The sequence below is a fragment of the Streptomyces sp. NPDC006259 genome (assembly GCF_042870975.1).
Taxonomy (GTDB): domain Bacteria; phylum Actinomycetota; class Actinomycetes; order Streptomycetales; family Streptomycetaceae; genus Streptomyces.
This window is the reverse complement of the sequence record NZ_JBIAHY010000003.1, coordinates 191,172-209,961: the sequence shown is the minus strand read 5'-3', so window position 1 is coordinate 209,961 and position 18,790 is coordinate 191,172. Positions and strand designations below refer to the sequence as shown.

General features: G+C 72.4%; 17 protein-coding genes. 7 read left to right on the top strand and 10 right to left on the bottom strand.

Going from position 1 to position 18,790, the window contains the following annotated elements:
- Positions 1–35 precede the first annotated feature (35 nt).
- The 3 genes from ACFYO5_RS12375 to ACFYO5_RS12365 all read left to right on the top strand — a co-directional run bounded on the left by ACFYO5_RS12375 (position 36) and on the right by ACFYO5_RS12365 (position 1,604).
- Positions 36–827, top strand: a complete 792-nt coding sequence (locus ACFYO5_RS12375; RefSeq protein ID WP_388707575.1) for a helix-turn-helix domain-containing protein — start codon at positions 36–38, stop codon at positions 825–827.
- 217 nt (positions 828–1,044) lie between these two features.
- Complete coding sequence (locus ACFYO5_RS12370; RefSeq protein WP_388707573.1) at positions 1,045–1,377, top strand: hypothetical protein; 333 nt, start codon at positions 1,045–1,047, stop codon at positions 1,375–1,377.
- Positions 1,329–1,604, top strand: coding sequence for a hypothetical protein (locus ACFYO5_RS12365; protein WP_388707570.1), 276 nt, complete (start codon positions 1,329–1,331; stop codon positions 1,602–1,604). Before ACFYO5_RS12370 ends, ACFYO5_RS12365 begins: the two co-directional genes overlap by 49 nt.
- Here the strand turns inward: ACFYO5_RS12365 and ACFYO5_RS12360 are convergent.
- From ACFYO5_RS12360 to ACFYO5_RS12330, 7 genes are all read right to left on the bottom strand, one after another.
- Positions 1,570–3,033 carry a nucleobase:cation symporter-2 family protein gene (locus tag ACFYO5_RS12360; protein WP_388707567.1) on the bottom strand — a complete coding sequence of 488 codons (1,464 nt, stop codon included), beginning with the start codon at positions 3,031–3,033 and terminating at the stop codon, positions 1,570–1,572. The two genes, ACFYO5_RS12365 and ACFYO5_RS12360, sit on opposite strands and share 35 nt — an antisense overlap.
- 166 nt (positions 3,034–3,199) lie before the next feature.
- Positions 3,200–4,579 carry an 8-oxoguanine deaminase gene (locus ACFYO5_RS12355; RefSeq protein ID WP_388707565.1) on the bottom strand — a complete coding sequence of 460 codons (1,380 nt, stop codon included), beginning with the start codon at positions 4,577–4,579 and terminating at the stop codon, positions 3,200–3,202.
- A 150-nt stretch (positions 4,580–4,729) separates the two neighbouring features.
- A complete protein-coding gene (gene pucL / locus ACFYO5_RS12350; RefSeq protein WP_388707562.1) occupies positions 4,730–5,632 on the bottom strand; it encodes a factor-independent urate hydroxylase in 903 nt (300 codons plus the stop codon).
- A gap of 4 nt (positions 5,633–5,636) precedes the next feature.
- Entirely contained in the window at positions 5,637–6,071 is a 435-nt protein-coding gene (gene uraH / locus ACFYO5_RS12345) for a hydroxyisourate hydrolase (protein ID WP_388707559.1), read from the bottom strand.
- The gene (uraD, locus tag ACFYO5_RS12340) at positions 6,068–6,625 is read right to left on the bottom strand and encodes a 2-oxo-4-hydroxy-4-carboxy-5-ureidoimidazoline decarboxylase (RefSeq protein WP_388707557.1); all 558 of its coding nucleotides are present in this window, start codon (positions 6,623–6,625) and stop codon (positions 6,068–6,070) included. Before uraD ends, uraH begins: the two co-directional genes overlap by 4 nt.
- Positions 6,626–6,766: 141 nt before the next feature.
- Entirely contained in the window at positions 6,767–7,135 is a 369-nt protein-coding gene (locus ACFYO5_RS12335) for a helix-turn-helix domain-containing protein (RefSeq protein ID WP_356561240.1), read from the bottom strand.
- Positions 7,132–7,380, bottom strand: coding sequence for a hypothetical protein (locus ACFYO5_RS12330; protein WP_356561238.1), 249 nt, complete (start codon positions 7,378–7,380; stop codon positions 7,132–7,134). Before ACFYO5_RS12330 ends, ACFYO5_RS12335 begins: the two co-directional genes overlap by 4 nt.
- 284 nt (positions 7,381–7,664) lie before the next feature.
- Here ACFYO5_RS12330 and ACFYO5_RS12325 point away from each other — a divergent pair, with 284 nt between their 5' ends.
- Entirely contained in the window at positions 7,665–8,513 is an 849-nt protein-coding gene (locus ACFYO5_RS12325) for a TIM barrel protein (protein WP_388707554.1), read from the top strand.
- A 29-nt stretch (positions 8,514–8,542) separates the two neighbouring features.
- The gene (locus ACFYO5_RS12320; protein WP_388707551.1) at positions 8,543–9,433 is read left to right on the top strand and encodes a 2-hydroxy-3-oxopropionate reductase; all 891 of its coding nucleotides are present in this window, start codon (positions 8,543–8,545) and stop codon (positions 9,431–9,433) included.
- Between the two features lie 1,787 nt (positions 9,434–11,220).
- On the opposite strand, the gene gcl is transcribed toward ACFYO5_RS12320, so the two are convergent.
- Positions 11,221–13,005 carry a glyoxylate carboligase gene (gcl, locus tag ACFYO5_RS12315; RefSeq protein WP_388707549.1) on the bottom strand — a complete coding sequence of 595 codons (1,785 nt, stop codon included), beginning with the start codon at positions 13,003–13,005 and terminating at the stop codon, positions 11,221–11,223.
- Between the two features lie 210 nt (positions 13,006–13,215).
- Here gcl and ACFYO5_RS12310 point away from each other — a divergent pair, with 210 nt between their 5' ends.
- Positions 13,216–14,214, top strand: coding sequence for a hypothetical protein (locus ACFYO5_RS12310; protein ID WP_388707546.1), 999 nt, complete (start codon positions 13,216–13,218; stop codon positions 14,212–14,214).
- Between the two features lie 29 nt (positions 14,215–14,243).
- Here ACFYO5_RS12310 and ACFYO5_RS12305 read toward each other — a convergent pair whose 3' ends face one another.
- Both ACFYO5_RS12305 and ACFYO5_RS12300 read right to left on the bottom strand, forming a co-directional pair.
- Positions 14,244–15,866 carry an AMP-binding protein gene (locus tag ACFYO5_RS12305; protein ID WP_388707544.1) on the bottom strand — a complete coding sequence of 541 codons (1,623 nt, stop codon included), beginning with the start codon at positions 15,864–15,866 and terminating at the stop codon, positions 14,244–14,246.
- Positions 15,863–17,533: an AMP-binding protein gene (locus ACFYO5_RS12300; RefSeq protein ID WP_388707542.1), complete on the bottom strand. Its 1,671-nt coding sequence runs from the start codon at positions 17,531–17,533 to the stop codon at positions 15,863–15,865. Before ACFYO5_RS12300 ends, ACFYO5_RS12305 begins: the two co-directional genes overlap by 4 nt.
- Before the next feature lie 150 nt (positions 17,534–17,683).
- On the opposite strand from ACFYO5_RS12300, the gene ACFYO5_RS12295 reads away from it, so the two are divergent.
- Positions 17,684–18,487: a response regulator transcription factor gene (locus ACFYO5_RS12295; protein ID WP_388709193.1), complete on the top strand. Its 804-nt coding sequence runs from the start codon at positions 17,684–17,686 to the stop codon at positions 18,485–18,487.
- Positions 18,488–18,790 lie beyond the last annotated feature (303 nt).

Genomic DNA, 18,790 nt, shown 5'->3' with positions numbered 1-18,790 from the left:
CCCTGCGGGGCTGCCGGTGCGCCTACCGTGGAGGGGTGACCAACGCCCTCGCCGAGCAGGCGCTGACCGTCCCCGACCGGGCGCGCCCGTGGATCTCCGACATCGAGTCGACGCGTGTCACCGGCCCGCTGCCCGGCTCCTTCACCCATGCCCCGGACACGGCGACCCGGGTGGTGGTGCGCGTCGAGGCCGACGGGCGGCGCGACACCCTGGTCGTCGGGCCGCGCACCCGTGCCACGTACCACACGGATGCCGACCGGCGGGTGACGTCCTGCACGCGTCTGCGGCTGGGACCGGGAGCGGCGCGCCCGCTGCTGGGCGTCGCCGCGGTCGAACTGGTAGGGCGGGCGGTGCCGTTGCGCGAGCTGCCCTCGGGTACGGCTCGTCGTCTGGCACGTGAGCTGGCGGCGCTGGACGAGGAGGAGTTCACGGCCCGCCTCACGGAGCTGCTCCCGCCTCCGGCCGACACCACCCGCACCCGTTTGCTGCGATCCGCCATGGCAGCCCTGTCGACCCACCGCGACCGCGCACCCGCTGCCGTGCAGGACGTCGCTCGCGAACTCTCGGTCAGCGAACGCCAGTTGCGCAACCTGTTCACGGAAGGAGTGGGTCTCTCCCCCAAGCACTTCGCCCGCATCGACCGCGTACGGCACGTCCTGACCCACGCGGCCGACGCCCCGTGGGCCGAACTCGCCGCCGCAACCGGTTACTACGACCAGTCACACATGACCGCCGACTTCCGCACCCTGATGGGCGTGCCGCCCAGGGCGTACTTCACGGGACGGCTCCCGAGGGCGACGCCGTGCGAGGCGCCCGCATCGCGCTGAAGCTTGCCGAGGCAGGGCGGAGACGGGAGGGGCGGGAGGGCGCTGGGGGGGAGGTGGGCGGGGAGGCTGCCGCCGGTCCGGGTTCGGTCCGGATGGCGGACCCGGGAACGGATGCGCGGGCCGCCTCGGCCGGAATGCGGATGCGCCGACCGCACCCGGCCTGCGACGCTCCCGTCCCCTGGCCGTTCGACGCAGCGGACCCAGCCTCTGCATCTCCGTGGGCATCGGGGCCGACGGCCCGATCCCCGGCCCGTACTCGATGCTGGGCCTGGGCGCCGCGACCGCCGGGGTGCAGGACGCCGAGGGGTTCACCGCGGCCGACCCCGAGGCGCGGACCTTCTCCCGCGAACCGCTTCCCATCAGCGACGACTTCGTCCCCGCGCTCGCCCTGAGCGGCCTCGGCCGCGAGCGCCTGCGCACCGAGGGACTCGATCCCGCCCTGGCCCTCGGCCGGTTGACCCACTGGGTGCGCGAGGTGAGCGAGGGCGCGCAGCCGGTGATGTGCGGCTACCGGCGTCGTACGACTGGACGTTCCTCTACTGGCACCTGATCCGCTTCACCGGCGAGAGCCCTCTCGGCCACTCGGGGTGCCTGGACATGAAGACGCTGTACGCCACGAAGGCCGGGGTGCCCTTGCGGACGGTGGCCAAACGGCCCATGCCGACGAAACTGCTGCCGAGGCGCCGTCACACTCATCACGCGCTGGACGACGCCGTCGAGCAGGCCGAACTCTTCGCTCACCTCATGGCGCGGCCGGGGCCCGGCTCGCCCCGGTGATCTCCTCGCCCGCCTCCATCGGGTGCGTCACGTCCTGGGCGTCGACGGCCCTGCCGAGATGGTTGAAGACGAGGTTGAGGAGGACGGCCGCCACGCAGCCCGTGGAGATGCCCGAGTCCAGGACGATCCGCGCCGTCTCCGGGAAGGCGTGGTAGAAACCCGGCGCGGTGATCGGGATGATCCCCACGGCGAGGGAGACGGCGACGATCAGTACGTTGTTGTCCTTGTCCAGGCCGGCCCGGACCAGGGTCTGGATACCGCTTGCCGCCACGGAGCCGAACAGGACCACGCCCGCCCCGCCGAGGACCGGGCGCGGCACGACGGCGATGAGGGAGGCGGCCGTCGGACACAGGCCCATGAGGACCAGGAAGGCGCCGCCGGTGGCGACGACGTACCGGCTGCGGATCCGGGTCATCGCGACCAGGCCGATGTTCTGGGCGAAGGCACTGCACATGAAGCCGTTGAAGAGGGGACTGAGCGCGGAGCCGAGGGTGTCGGCGCGCAGGCCCGCCGCGATCGTCCTCTCGTCCGCCGGCCGGTCGACGATCTCGCCGAGCGCCAGCATGTCGGCGGTCGATTCGGTCATCGACACCACCATCACCACGCACATCGACAGGATCGCCGCGAGCTGGAACCGCGGGGCGCCGAAGTGGAAGGGGGTGGGGAAGCCGATCACGTCCGCGGCGGCGACCGGGCCGAAGTCCGTGACACCGAACGGGATCGCGACCAGCGTCCCGGCGACCAGGCCGAGCAGCACGGCGATCTGCTTGACGAATCCCCGCGTGAAGCGGCGCAGGAGCAGGACCAGCAGCAGGGTCAGGCCGGCCAGGGTGAGGTTCGTGGCCGAGCCGTAGTCGTCGCCCGCCGGGTCCGGGCCCTGCGCCCAGCCGAAGGCGACCGGCAGCAGGGAGACGCCGATGAGGGTGATGACGGTGCCGGTGACGACCGGCGGGAAGAAGCGGACCGCCTTGCAGAAGACGGGGGCCGCCAGGAAGCCCAGCACTCCCGCCACGATCACCGCGCCGAAGATGACCGGCAGCGCGTCGGACTTGTCCTCGGTGGAGGCGACGATCGCCGTCATGGGTGCGACGCCGGCGAAGGTGACGCCGTTCACGAAGGGCAGACGGGCGCCGATCTTCCCGATGCCCAGCGTCTGGAGGAAGGTGGCGAGGCCCGCGGTGAACAGGCAGGCGCCGGTGAGGAAGGTGAGTTCGGTGCCGGTGAGGCCGATGGCCGCGCCGACGATGAGCGGCGGGGCGACGACTCCGGCGTACATGGCGGCAACGTGCTGGAGGCCGCTGGTCGCCATCTTCAGGGCGGGGAGTCTCTCGTCCACGGGGTGCGTGGACGCACGGGGCGGCGGGGCTGTCGCGGAAGGTGGTTGGGCGGACACGTCGGCTCTCCTCCGGTCGGTTACACGGCAGCGCATGCGTGGGTTTCAGGGAGGTGGTGCACGGTCGTGCGGGACCGGGGGTGGGACGGTGGCGACCGCTCCGGGGCGCGCGCGTGCGCGCCCCGGTCACGGCCGCCGTGGACCCTCGCGGGTCCAGGGCCACCGGCCGGGAGCCGTCCCTCCCGGCCGGAGTCTCGACGGGTCAGCCCCGGGCGGCGGTCCGCGCCAGGCGCCGGGCCTCTGCGCGCGTGGCGCGGGCGATGGCGTCCTCGTCGGCGGTGAGCAGCCGGCCGTCCTCGACGATCTGACGGCCGTCCACGAAGGAGGCGGTGACCGGGGCCGCGGCGCCGAGGACCAGCGCGGTCACCGGGTCGGCGATGGAGGCGTGGGCGAGGGTGTCCATCCGCCACAGCACCAGGTCGGCGAGCTTGCCCGGCTCCAGCGAGCCGATCTGGTTCGCCCTGCCGAGGACCTGCGCGCCGCCGAAGGTGGCGAGGCGCAGCGCCTGGCGGGCGTTGAGCGCGGCTTCGCGGTGGGCGCCGAGGCGGTTGATGAGGAGGGCGTTGCGCAACTCGGTGTGGAGTTCGCCGGACTCGTTGGACGCCGTACCGTCGACGCCGAGCCCGACCGGGACACCGGCCGCGAGCATGTCCGGCACCCGGGCGATCCCCGCCGCGAGCCGGGCGTTGGAGGACGGGCAGTGGGCGACACCGGTCCTGGTGCGGGCGAAGGCGTCGATGTCGGAGTCGTTCATGTGGACGCAGTGCGCCATCCACACGTCCTCGCCGAGCCAGCCCGTGGACTCGAAGTAGTCGGTCGGGCCCATGCCGAAGAGTTCGTGGCAGAACTTCTCCTCCTCGACCGTCTCCGAGCCGTGCGTGTGCAGCCGCACGCCGAGCCGGCGGGCCAACTCGGCTCCCTGGCGGAGCAGTTCGGTGGAGACGGAGAAGGGTGAGCAGGGCGCGACGGCGATCTGGGTCATCGCGTCGAAGGAGGCGTCGTGGTGCTGCCGTACGGTCTCCTCGGTGGCGGCGAGGGCGCCCTCCAGCGTCTCGACGGCGAAGTCCGGGGGCAGGCCGCCGTCCTTCTCGCTGCGGTCCATGGAGCCGCGGGCGAGGGTGAAGCGCACCCCCATGTCGCGGGCGGCCCCGATGATCGCGCCGGACAGGTCGCCGGAGCCGTGCGGGAAGACGTAGTGGTGGTCCATGGCGGTGGTGACGCCGCCGCGGGCCATCATCGCGAGGGAGCCCTGCGCGGCGGCGCGGACCATCGGCTCGTCGATGCGGGCCCAGGTGGGGTAGAGCGCGACCAGCCAGTCGAACAGGTTGTGGTCCGTGGCCAGGCCGCGGGTGATCCACTGGTAGAAGTGGTGGTGGGTGTTGACCAGACCGGGGGTGACCAGGTGGCCGGTGGCGTCGATGCGGCGGGCGACGTTCTCCAGACCTGCCGGGGCCGGGCCCGCGCCGACCGCCTCGATGCGGTTGCCGGCGATGACGACGTGACCGCTCGCGTGCTCGGTGTCGTGGCCGTCGACGGTCGCGATCGCACAGTTGTCGATGACGATGCGCCGGTCTGCTGCCATGGTTCGTCCTTTGCGCTGAGAGGGAGAGGGCACGGCAGGACCCCGGGAGATTTGAGTGCCGTGACCGGGGCGGGAACGGAGGGGCGGTGCTGACCGCTTCCCCGTCCGTTCCCGTGCGCCGGTCACGGGTGCCGCGGTGGGACGGATCCGTCAGAGGGTGCTGAGGTCCACGGGGATGCGGGCCTCACAGCCGTCCCGCAGGACGGTTCCCTCGATCAGGCCGTAGGGCCGGTCGGCGGCGAGGTACACCGCCCCGTCGGCGGTGTCGTTCTTCAGCCCGAAGGGCTCCAGGTCGACGAGGAAGTGGTGTTTGTTCGGGAGGGAGAAGCGGACCTCGTCGATCTCGTCGCGGTGATCGATGATCCGCGCGCCCATCTGGTACAGCGTCTGCTGGAGCGAGAGGGAGTACGTCTCGGCGAAGGCCTGGAGCAGGTGCTTCTTCGTCTGTTCGTAGGACTCCTCCCAGTCCGGCGCCGCCCGCTCGTCGTCGCTCCAGTTGAACCGCCAGCGGGCGGACACCTGGGTGGCGAGGATGCGGTCGTAGGTCTCGGGGAGCGTCGTGTACTTGTCCTTGACGTATCCCCAGAACTCGGAGTCGGTGGAGTTCATGACCACCAGGTCCTTCAGCCCCGAGACGACCTCCCACGACGAACCGTCGAAGGTTATCTGGGTGAGGCGGGTCTCCTGGCCCTGGCGGACGAAGGAGTGCTTGCTCGCGGGGGTCTCGATCCGCTCCCAGCCGTACTGCTCGACGCGGATGCGGGCCCGGTGGATGGGCTCCTGGGAGGTGACGAAGTGGCGGGCGAGGTGGATGCCGAACTGCTCGGCGGACTCGATGCCGTGTTCCTTGGCGAACGCGTACACCGTGTTCTTGGTGGTGTCGGTCGGCAGGACGTTGGCGTTCGAGCCGGAGTAGTGGACCTCGTCCATGTCGCCGCTCAGCGACACCGATACGTTGAGGTCCTTGATGTGGTGGGTGGCGCCGTCCCGCGTGATCTTGACGACTCGGTTCTCGGCCTTGCCGTACTGGTTCTGTCCCAGATAGGTGGGCATCTAGCTAGCTCCCTCGGTAAACGGAGTAGCCGAACGGGTTGAGCAGCAGCGGTACGTGGTAGTGCTCGCCCGGCACGACGGCGAACGTGATCGCCACCTCCGGGAAGAACACGCCCGGCCCGCTGTCCCGATTCGCGGGGGCGTCCTGCTGCGCATCGGCTTGTCTCTTCGTGGTTCTCTCCAGGTACGGCTCCACCGCGAAGTCGAGCCGTACCTGGGTGGTTCCCTCCGGCAGGGCCGGGAGGTCCTTGCACCGGCCGTCCGCGTCGGTGGCGGAACCGCCGAGCGCCCGCCAGTCCGCGTCCCGGCCCGAGCGGGCCGAGAGGTGGACGGCGACGCCCTCCGCGGGACGGCCGACGCTGGTGTCCAAAATGTGCGTGGACACGGAGGCGGTGGTACTGGTGCCGGCGCCTGTGCCGGTGCTGGTGCTGGTGCTCATGGTCTCGGGCGTCCTCTCCGGTCGTCTCGGTCGTCTCGGTCGTCTCGGTCGTCTTCGACGAGCCGGGCCAGACGGATGCGGTTGATCGCGCGCAGCTCGGCGCGGACGATCTCCCGTTCCCGGTCCGGCGTGTTGCCGAGGCGTTCCAGGAGGGCGTCGCGCATCTGTTCACCGGTGCGGCCGGTGGCGCAGATCAGGAAGACATGGCCGAACTGCTCCTGGTAGGCCAGGTTCAGTTCCAGCATCCGCGTCCGGAGTTCCTCGGAGGCGCCGGCCATGCCGCGCTGCTCGCGGGCGGAGGTCGGGTCGCCGGGCTCGGGGCGGCCGATGGGCGGGTGCCCGGCCATCGCCTCGTCCAGGTCCGCGGCGGTCAGCTCGGCCATGGCGGCGTCGGCGGCGGCGTACAGGTCGTCGGCGGTGGCGTAAGGGCGTGCCGCCAGCAGGTGTGCGACCCAGGTGGTGGAGGCGCAGGCCTCGTGGAGCGCGGCGAGGGCCGCGGACTCCTCCAGGGCGTTGAACCGGGCCAGCCCCGGGGGCGGGGAAGTCGACGTCACGGGAGCCTCCGTGGCCGTGAACGGCCTTCGTGCTGATCGGACTGCGGCTAGCTAACGCCTACCCCCGACAACCCGTCAACACTTTGTTGAAAATTCCGGGTAACGAAACCCGGAGTCCCCCACGGGGCCGCCCGTGCCCGCTCAGCCCTGCTTCTCGCGGTTGAGGTAGTTGTAGACGGTGAAGCGGCTGACGCCGAGCGCGCTCGCCACGGTCTCCACGCCGTGCCGCACGGAGAACGCGCCACGCGCCTCCAGCGTCCGCACGACCTCCTGCTTGTCCTTGCGGTCCAGATCGGCGAGGGGTCTGCCCTTCCTGCGCTCCATCGCGGCCAGGATGTGGTCGAGGGAGTCGGCGAGCTGCGGCAGCCGTACGGCGACGGCGTCGGCGCCCGCCCAGGACAGCACAACGTCGTCGGGGCCGGCCTCGTCGGGCGGGACGAGTTCCCCGCCCATGGCGTCGACCAGCGGTTTCACGGCGGCGATGAAGGACTCCTGGCCCGAGCCGGTCACTCGCCCTCCCCGAGGACGTTGACCTGGAGGGAGATGCGGGTGGCGCCGGCCCGCAGGGTCCTGCGGAGCAGGGCGTCGACCGCGCCCAGCACGGCGTCGGACCCGCCCTCCACGGTGTTGCCGAAGGGCCCCACGTCCACGGCGTCCAGGTCGGCGGCCTCGACGACCTCGCGGGCGACCAGCGCGTGCGCGGGTGCCTCGTCGAGATCGAAGGGCTCGGTGGTGAACTCAACCCTCAGTCGCATCGCGCCCCTACCTCTCCGACCTGCCTGACCTGCACGTTCATACCGACCCTGGCGAGAAGGGCGGTCCGGGCGCGACCCGCCCGCGCACGAACGAACCGTCGGGGCGGCCCCCGGACCCCGACCTTAACCGACCGGCGGATCGGCCAGGGGGCGCGAGAGCCCACTCACCGGCGCACCTCTTGACAAGCCGCGACCCGTGACGGCAATCTTCCAATAAGCAGAAAGAAACTTCCGCATTACGGAAAACATCTGAAGGTCGCCCACGGAAGGGAGCGCCGGACCCCATGGGATTCGCAGAGCAGCGCTTCAACGTCAACCTGTCGATCCTCTTCACGGAACTCCCGCTCCTGGAGCGCCCCGCGGCCGCCGCCGCGGCCGGCTTCACCGCGGTCGAGCTGTGGTGGCCCTGGGTCGACTCCCCCACCCCCGAGCAGTCCGCACTCGACGCGCTGAAGGCCGCGATCGAGGACGCGGGGGTCCGGCTCACGGGCCTCAATCTCTACGCCGGACAACTGCCCGGCCCCGACCGCGGCGCCCTGTCGATCCCGGGCGAGGAGTCGGAGAGGTTCCGCGCCAACATCGACGTGGCCGCCGCCTTCGCGCAGTCCCTCGGCTGTACGGCGCTCAACGCCCTCTACGGCAACCGCGTGGACGGCGTGGACCCGGCCGAACAGGACGCGCTCGCGTTGGAGAACCTGACGCTCGCGGCGCGGGCCGCCGACCGGATCGGCGCGATCCTGCTGGTCGAGGCGCTGAACGAGCCGGAGTCACCGCGGTACCCGCTGGTGTCGGCCCCGGCCGCCGTCGGCATCGTCGACAAGGTCAACGCGGCGACCGGCCTCGGGAACGCCCGATTCCTGATGGATCTCTACCACCTGTCGATGAACGGCGAGGACCTCCCGTCGGTGATCGATCGGTACGCGTCCCGGACCGGCCACGTCCAGATCGCCGACAACCCCGGCCGCGGCGCGCCGGGCACCGGCTCACTGCCCCTGGAGAACCTACTGGACCGGCTCCGCGAGGCCGGTTACCAGGGCTGGGTGGGCCTGGAGTACAAGCCCGGCGACCGCCCGAGTGCGCGGGCCTTCGACTGGCTGCCCCGCGAGAACCGCGCCGCCCGCGCCGCCCGCTGAACATCCCCCGTACCGAGAGGCACCCCGTCATGAGCAACCTCCCCAAGATCGCCTGGATCGGCCTCGGCATCATGGGCTCCCCCATGTCCGAGAACCTGATCAAGGCGGGTTACGAGGTCACCGGTCACACCCTGGAGCGGGAGAAGCTGGACCGGCTGACCGCCGCCGGCGGACGGGCGGCCGGCTCGATCGCCGAGGCCGTCCGCGACGCCGACGTGGTGATCACCATGGTGCCGGCCTCCCCGCAGGTCGAGGCCGTCGCGTACGGTCCCGACGGCATCCTGGAGAACGCGCGTGCCGGCACCCTGCTGATCGACATGTCCTCCATCACCCCGCAGACCTCGGTCGACCTGGCGAGGGCGGCGAAGGACAAGGGCATCCGTGTCCTGGACGCGCCGGTGTCCGGCGGTGAGGCCGGGGCCGTCGAGGCGGTGCTGTCCATCATGGTCGGCGGCGAGCAGGCCGACTTCGACCAGGCCGAGCCGATCTTCGAGGCGCTCGGCAGGACGATCGTGCTGTGCGGGCCGCACGGCTCGGGCCAGACGGTGAAGGCGGCGAACCAGCTGATCGTCGCCGTGAACATCCAGGCGTGCGCGGAGGCCGTGGTCTTCCTGGAGAAGTCGGGCGTGAATCTGAAGGCCGCGCTGGAGGTCCTCAACGGCGGACTGGCCGGGTCGACCGTGCTGACGCGCAAGAAGGACAACTTCCTGCACCGCGACTTCACGCCGGGCTTCCGCATCGACCTGCACCACAAGGACATGGGGATCGTCACGGACGCCGCCCGCTCCGTCGGCGCCGCCCTGCCGGTCGGCGCCGTGGTCGCGCAACTCGTCGCGAGCCTGCGCGCGCAGGGCGACGGCGGCCTCGACCACTCGGCGCTGCTGCGGGCCGTGGAACGGCTTTCCGGAGCCCAGCGGTAACCCTTCCCCAGACTTCCGGGCGGCGCCGCCGCTGACATCTGTCCTGTCGCGCCCAGGCGACGGCGCCGCCCGGAAACCCTCCCCTTCCACGCCGCCGGCCCCGAGCGGGGCAGGCGCGTGGAGGAGTCGGTCCGCCTCCGTGCGAGGACCGGCCTTCCTGCTCGCGCCCCCGATCCGACCTGACGTCGTGGTCCAGGGCGCGACCCGTCCGCACCGACGATCCGGATGAGGGGTCATCGCGGTGCGGCACGGGTGGGGCGAGGACCGCGGCGGCGTGCGAGCCAGTGCGGTGGTGAAGGAACGTGGCGCTCCTCCCGACCTGAGGGAGGACGCCCCGGCTCCGTCGCATCCGCCGCGGTCCCTGTCCGATCCCGGACACCCCTTCCCACCTTCCCCGCGCTCCCCTTCGAGGCCGTGCCCCGGTCCCGAGGGGGAGCGCGCCGCGTCGCGCGTCCACGGGGGCCGGGCACGGGCGGACCCGGCCCGGCCCTGCCCGTCCCCCGGCGTGCGCGGGGACCGCGCCCGCAGCGATCCGAGCGCATGGGCCATCGGGTGCGGCACCCGCACGTCGTGGCGATCCCGTCGCACGGCAGGGTGGCGGCCCCGACGACTGGCGGCCCGGACCGGCGGAGCACCAAGGACAGCACGAGGCGTAGACCGGGTACGCCAACCTCAAATCAACCTCTGAACCTGGTTCAACAGGCTTCAATCGGGGCCCGGGTCGGGCACATTGTGGTCACGCGGGGCCCGCCGGCACGGGGGCGGCGGGTCCCGCCCCAGGGGTCTGCCACGCGTGCGGGCACGTCGATGCGGCTCCGGCCGCACGAGGTGGCACTGCTGCGGGGCGGACCCCACGCCACCGACACCGGTGGCCGCGGCTCCCGCCTCCCCGGGCGCCGTCGAGACGGGCCGGCCCGGTGGACTGCGGACCTCGGAAGCGTCCTCCGAGGCTGCCGGGCGGGTCCGCCTCCCTCCCCTCTCCCGCCGCTCGCCGGGCCCGCCGCACCGCCCGACACGCGTCACGGAGTCGGGCGGGGACCGCCCGGAGCCCGGCCTGGTCCATCCGCTGCCCCGCGCGTCCGCCGCGAACCGTCCCGTCCGGTCCCACCGCACCCGGATCCCCCGCCCCCGGATCCCCTGCCGGGCGCTCGACGCCCTGTGCGCCGGGCCCCCGCCCCAAGGTCCCCTGAGGGACACCCCGTTGGCGGTGGTCCCTCCCGTACCGGCACCGCCCCCGCACGTCCGACCCGCGGTGCGCCCGCACGCGGGACCGAGCGCGCGGGCCGCCCCGCGAGTGCGACCGATCGCGCGGGCCGACGCGGCGGAGAGCCAGAACGTCGGGGCGCGGCCGCAGGGCTCCGGCCCGGCCGGGTGGGGCCTCCGCTCGCCTTCCCCACGGCGCGGCGGCACGGGCAGGACGGCTCGGGTGGGACCGCGCACTCCTGCCGGGGCGTCGGGGGAACCCTGGACCGGGCACGCCGACGGGGCGGCCCGCCCATCGGGCAGACCGCCCCTCCCCCTTGCGAGGCGCCTCGGCACGGGCGGCGGCAGCAGGCGCGTGCTGTGCATCTCAGTGGGTCTCGGCGGGTCTCGGCCCACCCCGGCGGCACCCGGCGCGTCCGCCCGTCCCGTCGGCGTCGAACACGCCGGACGCGTCGAACACGCCGGACGCGCCCCGGCGGCGTCAAGCCCGTCCTGGCGCGTCCCGTCGCTCCCGGCGCTCAGGCCGTCTTCCGGCGCGTCCGTGCTGCGGCCCGCCCCGGCGGTCCGTGCCGCGTCCGGCGGTGTCAGGACTTCAGGGTTCTGACCGCCGTCGGTGCGTGCCACTCCTCCGTCGCGATCTCCTCGAACTCCACGACGTTGCCGATGTCGTTGGTGCCGCTCATGGAGATGTTGGTGACGCGTTCCAGGATCGCCTCGACGACGACCGGGACCTGGAACTCGGCGGCCAGCTTCTTGGCCTGCTCGAAGGCCGCGCCCAGCTCGCCGGGGTCGGTGACCCGGATCGCCTTGCAGCCCAGGCCCTCGACGACCTTGACGTGGTCGACGCCGTAGACGCCCAGCTCGGGCGAGTTGATGTTCTCGAACTCCAGGTTGACCTGGAAGTCCATGTCGAACCCGCGCTGTGCCTGGCGGATCAGGCCGAGGTAGGAGTTGTTGACCAGGACATGGACGTACGGGATCTTGTGCTGGGCGCCGACCGCCAGTTCCTCGATCATGAACTGGAAGTCGTAGTCGCCGGAGAGGGCGACGACGGACGCCTCCGGGTCCGCCCTGGCCACGCCGAGTGCGGCCGGGACGGTCCAGCCGAGGGGGCCGGCCTGGCCGCAGTTGATCCAGTGGCGCGGCCGGTGGACGTGCAGCATCTGGGCGCCGGCGATCTGGGAGAGCCCGATGGTGGTGACGTAACGCGTCTCCGGGCCGAAGGCCTTGTTCATCTCCTCGTAGACGCGCTGCGGCTTGATCGGGATGTCGTCGAAGTGCGTACGGCGCTGGAGCGTGGCCTTCTTCTCCTGTGCGGCGGCCGCCCACGCGGAACGGTCGGGCAGGGTGCCGGCCGCCTTCATCTCCCGTGCCACCTCGACGAACAGCTCCAGGGCGACCCCGGCGTCGGAGGCGATGCCGTAGTCCGGGGCGAAGATCCTGCCGATCTGGGTGGGCTCGATGTCGACGTGGACGAACGTCCGTCCCGCCGTGTAGACGTCGAGCTTGCCGGTGTGGCGGTTGGCCCAGCGGTTGCCGATGCCGAGGACGAAGTCGGACTCCAGGAAGGTCGCGTTGCCGTAGCGGTGCGAGGTCTGCAGGCCGACCATACCGGCGTTCAGCTCGTGGTCGTCGGGCAGCGCGCCCCAGCCCATGAGGGTCGGCACGACCGGGGTTCCGGTCAACTCGGCGAACTCGACGAGGAGTTCGCAGGCGTCGGCGTTGATGACGCCGCCGCCCGCGACGATCAGCGGGCGCTCGGAGGCGTTGAGCATGCCGATCGCCTTCTCGACCTGGGCACGGCTCGCCGTCGGCCGGTAGACGGGCAGCGGCTCGTACGTGTCCGGGTCGAACTCGATCTCGGTGAGCTGCACGTCGATCGGCAGGTCGATCAGCACCGGACCCGGCCGGCCGGAGCGCATGAGGTGGAACGCCTGCTGGAACACGCCGGGGACCTGGGCGGCCTCCAGGACGGTGACCGCCATCTTGGTGACCGGCTTGGCGATCGAGGCGATGTCGACGGCCTGGAAGTCCTCCTTGTGGATCACGGCGGTCGGCGCCTGGCCCGTGATGCACAGGATCGGGATCGAGTCGCCCGTCGCGGAGTACAGGCCGGTGATCATGTCCGTGCCGGCCGGGCCCGAGGTGCCGATGCAGACGCCGATGTTGCCCGGCCGGGTGCGGGTGTAGCCCTCGGCCATGTGGGAGGCGCCCTCCACGTGCCGGGCCAGCGTGTGGGCGATGCCACCGGAGGCCCTGAGGGCCGCGTAGAAGGGGTTGATCGCCGCGCCGGGGACACCGAACGCGGCGGTGACGCCTTCGCGCCTGAGAATCTCAACTGCCGCGCGGGCAGCGGTCATTCGAGCCATCGAGTACTCCTGCTTCGACTGCTTCAGCTGCTTGAGCTGTCGGATGCGTACTCCCGTCGCGCCCCGCGGCGAGCACGTCGACATCGCCTCCGCCACACTGAATTCCGTATTGCGGAAACTGTTTTCTACTATCTGGAAGCAATCTAAGGGGGTGGGAGAACACCGTCAAGGGACGGACAGAAGGGGGTCGTCTGGAGGACGATGGGCGCCATGCCCGAGAGCGTGCCGTTGCGCTGCCCGGCCTGCCGGCGCGAGCGCCTCTACACCGCACCCTCCTACCCCTGCCCGTGCGGCACCCCGGTGGTGCCCCGCCTGGACCCCGGCGCGGCCCCCGCGGCCGTCGAGCACCGGGCGTGGCAGGAGGAGTGGATCACCGTCCGCTGTCCGTCCTGCGGCCGCCGCGACCAGTGGCCCCGCCCCGAACTGGGCTGCGCCTGCGGGGCGGTGCTGCGCATCCCGGTGACCGACGCGGCGCAGGGGCCGGCGACCAGGACCACGGAAGCGGGGACCGAGGCGGAGGGAGCGGGGACGGAGGCGAAGGGAGCGGGGCAACCGGCCGGGGATACGGAACCGGCGGCCGGAGCGGCCGAAACCGGTGCCGAGGCCGAGGAAACGGGCGCCGGAGCCCAGGAAGCCGGTGCCGGAGCCCGGGAATCGGGCGCCGGAGCCGAGGAAACCGGTGCGGAAGCCGTGGAAACGGCTACCGAGGACGCCGGAACCGGGACCGCGGGGGCGGGACCGCGAACCGCGGGGGCGGGACCGCGGGCCGACGACGCCGAAACGGCGCGCGCGGGCTGCGGGCCCGTTCCCGACGCATCCCGGCCCGCCCGCCCCCCGTTCCGCCCCATCGCCATCCGCACCGCCCGTGACGCCGTCACGGCCACCGCGCTGTATCTGCGGTGGCTCGGGCACCGTGACATCCGGCGGGCCGACCAGCGGCCCGCCTCCGGTGTCGGGCTCGCCGCCCGGGGGCTGTTGGCACACGTCGATCCGAGCGTGCACCCGGCCACGCTGAGGGACGTGGAGTGCCTGTGGCTGACGGCGATGACGGACTCGGCGGACTGCGTCTACTTCTCCCTCGCCGGCTACACCGCCGACGCCCGCGCCCGCGCCGACTCCCTCGCCGTCCCCCTCTTCGTCCTGGACCTCACGGGCACTCCCCAGCCGGTCAACGCGGCGGCCGAACGGCTCGGCACCGACGACGCCTGAGCCGACCGCCGCGCCGGGAGACCGCTGACCTACCTGCCGTACCTCTGTCGCAGTTCCACCTTGCGGACCTTGCCCGAGACCGTCATCGGGAAGGCGTCCAGCACCTGGAGCAGGCTGGGGATCTTGTAGTGCGCCAGCCTGCCCTCGCAGTAGGCGCGCACCTCCTCCAGGGTCGGCGGCGCGGCGTCGTCGTGCGGGATCACACAGGCCAGGACCTCCTCGCCGTACTTCTCGTGCGGTACGCCGACGACCTGGACGTCCCTGATCTTCGGGTGGCCGTGCAGGAACTCCTCGATCTCGCGCGGGTAGATGTTCTCGCCGCCGCGGATGATCATGTCCTTGATGCGGCCGACGATCTCGACGTATCCGTCCTCCCGCATCCGCGCGAGGTCGCCGGTGTGCATCCAGCGGCCGGGGTCGATTGCCTCCGCGGTCCTCTCGGGCTCGTTCCAGTAACCGAGCATCACGCTGTACCCACGGGTGCACAGCTCACCGGCGGTGCCGCGCGGCCGGGTCACGCCGGTGACCGGATCGACGACCTTCACCTCGATGTGCGGAAGCACCCGGCCGACCGTGCCGGTGCGGTGCTCCAGGTCGTCGTCGCGACGGGTCTGGAGGGAGACCGGGGACGTCTCGGTCATGCCGTAGCAGATGGAGACCTCCGCCATGTGCATCTCGGCGACCACCCGTTTCATCACCTCGACCGGACAGGGCGAGCCCGCCATGATGCCGGTGCGCAGCGACGACAGGTCGTAGGCCGCGAAGTCGGGCAGGTTCAGCTCCGCGATGAACATGGTCGGGACGCCGTAGAGGGAGGTGCACCGCTCCCGCTGGACGGCGTCCAGGGTCGCCCGTGGGTCGAAGGACGGCGCCGGGATCACCATGCAGGCGCCGTGCGAGGTCGCCGCGAGGTTTCCCATGACCATGCCGAAGCAGTGGTAGAAGGGCACCGGGACGCAGACCCGGTCCTGCTCGCTGTAGGAGATCAACTCCCCGACGAAGTAACCGTTGTTGAGGATGTTGTGGTGGGAGAGGGTGGCCCCCTTGGGGAAGCCCGTGGTGCCCGAGGTGTACTGGATGTTGATGGGGTCGTCGCAGGACAGCTCACCCGCCCGGGCGAGGAGTTCCTCGGGTCCCACGGCCGCCGCGCGGTCCAGCAGCGCGTCCCAGCCCGGATCCCCGAAGAACACCGCCTCCCTCAGCTGCGGGCACCTGCCGCGTACTTGCCCGACCATCGCCCGGTAGTCGCTCGTCCGGTGGCCGGCCGAGGCGAACAGCAGGGAGACGCCGGCCTGTTCGAGGACGTACTGCACCTCGTGCGTGCGGTACGCCGGGTTGATGTTCACCATGATCGCGCCGATGCGGGCGGTGGCGTACTGGACGAGCACCCACTCGGGACAGTTGACCGCCCAGACGCCCACCCGGTCGCCCTTGGCGACCCCGCAGGCCAGCAGCGCGCACGCCAGCCGGTCGACGTCTGCGGCGAACTCCGCGTAGGTCCAGCGCCGGCCGGAGGGCACGTCGACGAGTGCCTCACGCTCCGGCCAGGCGGCGACGGTCCGGTCCAGACCGGCGCCGATCGTGGAGCCGAGCAGCGCCGTGCCGCTCGTGCCATGGCTGTACGACGGTTCGCCGTACGAGGCTTCGGTCACCGGAAGTCCTCCTCGCGGTACTCGTCCGCCGACCCGGCGGCCGTCGCCTCGCGCAGCTCGACGCGGCGGATCTTGCCGGAGACGGTCTTGGGCAGCGGCGCGAACTCCAGGCGCCGGACGCGCTTGTAGGGCGCCAGGGTCGCGCGGGAGTGCGCGAACAGCGCCTTCGCGGTGTCCGGACCGGGCTCCCAGCCCTCGGCCAGGACGACGTACGCCTTGGGCACGGCCAGCCGCAGCTCGTCCGGCGCGGGGACCACGGCCGCCTCGGCCACGGCCTCGTGCTCCAGCAGGGCGCTCTCCAGCTCGAACGGGCTGATCTTGTAGTCCGAGGCCTTGAAGACGTCGTCGCTGCGCCCGATGTAGGTGATGTAGCCGTTCTCGTCGCGTTCCCCGATGTCGCCGGTGCGGTAGTAGCCGCCCGCCATCGCCTCCGCCGTCCGGTCGGCGTCGCCGTGGTAGCCGGTCATCAGACCGACCGGCCGGGCCGACAGGTCGAGCGCGATCTCGCCCTCCCTGACGCCGGGCGCGCCGGACACCGGGTCGAGCAGTTCGACGCGGTAGCCGGGGCTCGGGCGGCCCATCGAGCCGGCCTTCAGCGGCTGGCCGGGGCTGTTGGCGATCTGCACGGCCGTCTCCGTCTGGCCGAAGCCGTCCCGGACGGTCACCCCCCAGGCCCGCCGGACCTGTTCGATGACCTCGGGGTTCAGTGGCTCCCCCGCGGCCACGGCCTCGCGCGGCGGGGTGCGCAGCTGGGTGAGGTCGGCCTGGATGAGCATGCGCCACACGGTCGGCGGGGCGCAGAAGGTCGTCACGCCTGCACGGTCCATCTCCGCCAGCAGCCGGGCCGGGTCGAAGCGCGTGTAGTTGTGGATGAAGACGGTCGCCTCGGCGTTCCACGGCGCGAACAGGTTGGACCAGGCGTGCTTGGCCCAGCCGGGCGAGGAGATGTTCAGATGCACGTCACCGGGCTGGAGGCCGATCCAGTACATGGTCGCCAGGTGCCCGATCGGATACGACACGTGCGTGTGCTCGACCAGCTTGGGGCGGGCGGTCGTACCGGAGGTGAAGTACAGCATCAGCGGGTCGTCGGCGAGGGTCGGCCCGTCGGGGAGGAACTCCGCGGAGGCGGTGTAGGCGTCCTCGTACCGCTGCCAGCCCTCGGGGACGCCGCCGACGGCGATGCGCGTGTAGCCGCCCGGCACGTCGTCGAACTTGCCGGTGTCCTCGGCGCGCACCACGACATGGCCGACCCGGCCCCGCTCGACGCGGTCGCGCAGGTCGGCGGGGCCGAGCAGCGGGGTCGCCGGGATGACGACCGCGCGCAGCTTGATCGCGGCGAGCGCCGTCTCCCACAGTTCGGCCTGGTTGCCGAGCATGACGAGGATCCGGTCCTCGGCACCGACCCCACGCTCGCGCAGCAGGTTGGCGACCCGGTCGGACCGCTCGGACAGCTGGGCGAAGGAGAGGCGGACCTCGGAGCCGTCCTCCTCGACGATGTGCAGCGCGACGCGGTCGTTGCCGTCCGCGATGACGTCGAACCAGTCGAGGGCCCAGTTGAAGTGCGCGGGCCGGGGCCAGTCGAAGCCCTCGTACGCGGTCCTGTGATCCTCTCGGTGTGCCAGCAGGAAGTCCCGTGCCCTGCGGAACTGCTCCGTCGCCGTCGTCATCTGTCCTCCTGGTTGCCGGGCCATTGCCGGGCGGCTCTCTGCCATCGTGTAATCCGTGATGCAGGTCTCACCACCCCCGAACGGGGGTCACCGCGGCGAACCGCCGCGAAGAAGGGCGGGCGGGTGACGGCGGCGGACACGGCCGGAGCGATGGAGATGCGCGGTGCGCTGGCGCGGCTGCGGCGGGCGACGGGGCTTCCGGTCGCCTTCGGCGGACTGGTCGAGCCGGGGCGCCGGCGCCTGCGCATCAGCGAGCTGAGCGGCGCGGCCACCCCCGCGCTGCGCGGGCTCGCGGTGACCTCGGGCAACGGCCTCGGCGGGAAGGCGGTCGCCCTGGGCCGTCCGTGCGCCGTGACCGACTACTCCCTCTCCCGCCGGATCAGCCACGAGTACGACACGGCGGTCGCCGAGGAGGGCCTGCGCTCGGTCCTCGCGGTCCCGGTGGTGGTACGCCGTCGGGTGCGCGGTGTCCTGTACGGCGCCCTGCGCACGGCCCAGCCGCTGGGCGACCGGACGCTGAACGCCGCCGTCGACGTGGCGCGGGACGTGGAGCAGGCCCTGGCCGTCGGCGACGAGGCCCGCGAGCTGCTGGCGGCGACCCGCCCGGAGCCGCCGGCCGGGTCCGCGGCCGGCTGGGAGCAGGTCCGGGAGGCCCACACGGCCCTGCGCGCCCTCGCCCCGCGCATCGCCGACCCGGAGCTGCGCGCGGAACTCCTCCAGGCCTGCGGGCTGCTCACCCGGGGCACGCCGTTGCCGGCGGTCGCCCTGGCGCCCCGCGAGCTGGACGTGATGGCGTGCGTGGCGGCGGGCGCGACCAACGCGACGACGGCCGAGCGGCTGGGGCTGCGCCCGGAGACGGTGAAGGGCTACCTCAGATCGGCGATGCGGAAGCTGGGCGCCCACACCCGCGGGGAGGCGGTGGTCGCGGCACGGAGGGCGGGGTTGCTGCCGTAGGGCGGGGGTCGTGCGGGGAGGGCGGGGGTTGCGGCGTAGGGGGGGGCGTGGCGGGGAGGCAGGCTGCGGGGGTCGTGGCGGGGAGGCGGGCTCGCTGCCAGAGGGCGGCGGTCCTGCTGGACGGCGGCGGTCCTGCTGTACGGCGGCGGTCCCGCCGTAGGAAAAAGGTGCTGCCGTAGGGCAGGCTGCTCGCTTGGGGCACGGCGCCGGTATCGGACGACTAGGTTGATGCGGTAGGAAACGGTTGTCGCCACGGCTCCGTGCCGGTGGCGGGAAACAGGCGGGACACGAGCTGCGGCACCG

Coding starts and splice junctions, on each gene's coding strand:
- uraH (WP_388707559.1), bottom strand. CDS start 6,071: ATGAGCACCAGCACCAGCACCGGCACAGGCGCCGGCACCAGTACCACC.
- ACFYO5_RS12300 (WP_388707542.1), bottom strand. CDS start 17,533: ATGACGACGGCGACGGAGCAGTTCCGCAGGGCACGGGACTTCCTGCTG.
- ACFYO5_RS12360 (WP_388707567.1), bottom strand. CDS start 3,033: ATGCGCTGCCGTGTAACCGACCGGAGGAGAGCCGACGTGTCCGCCCAA.
- ACFYO5_RS12355 (WP_388707565.1), bottom strand. CDS start 4,579: ATGGCAGCAGACCGGCGCATCGTCATCGACAACTGTGCGATCGCGACC.
- gcl (WP_388707549.1), bottom strand. CDS start 13,005: ATGGCTCGAATGACCGCTGCCCGCGCGGCAGTTGAGATTCTCAGGCGC.
- ACFYO5_RS12295 (WP_388709193.1), top strand. CDS start 17,684: ATGGAGATGCGCGGTGCGCTGGCGCGGCTGCGGCGGGCGACGGGGCTT.
- ACFYO5_RS12310 (WP_388707546.1), top strand. CDS start 13,216: ATGCCCGAGAGCGTGCCGTTGCGCTGCCCGGCCTGCCGGCGCGAGCGC.
- pucL (WP_388707562.1), bottom strand. CDS start 5,632: ATGCCCACCTATCTGGGACAGAACCAGTACGGCAAGGCCGAGAACCGA.
- ACFYO5_RS12320 (WP_388707551.1), top strand. CDS start 8,543: ATGAGCAACCTCCCCAAGATCGCCTGGATCGGCCTCGGCATCATGGGC.
- ACFYO5_RS12330 (WP_356561238.1), bottom strand. CDS start 7,380: ATGCGACTGAGGGTTGAGTTCACCACCGAGCCCTTCGATCTCGACGAG.
- ACFYO5_RS12325 (WP_388707554.1), top strand. CDS start 7,665: ATGGGATTCGCAGAGCAGCGCTTCAACGTCAACCTGTCGATCCTCTTC.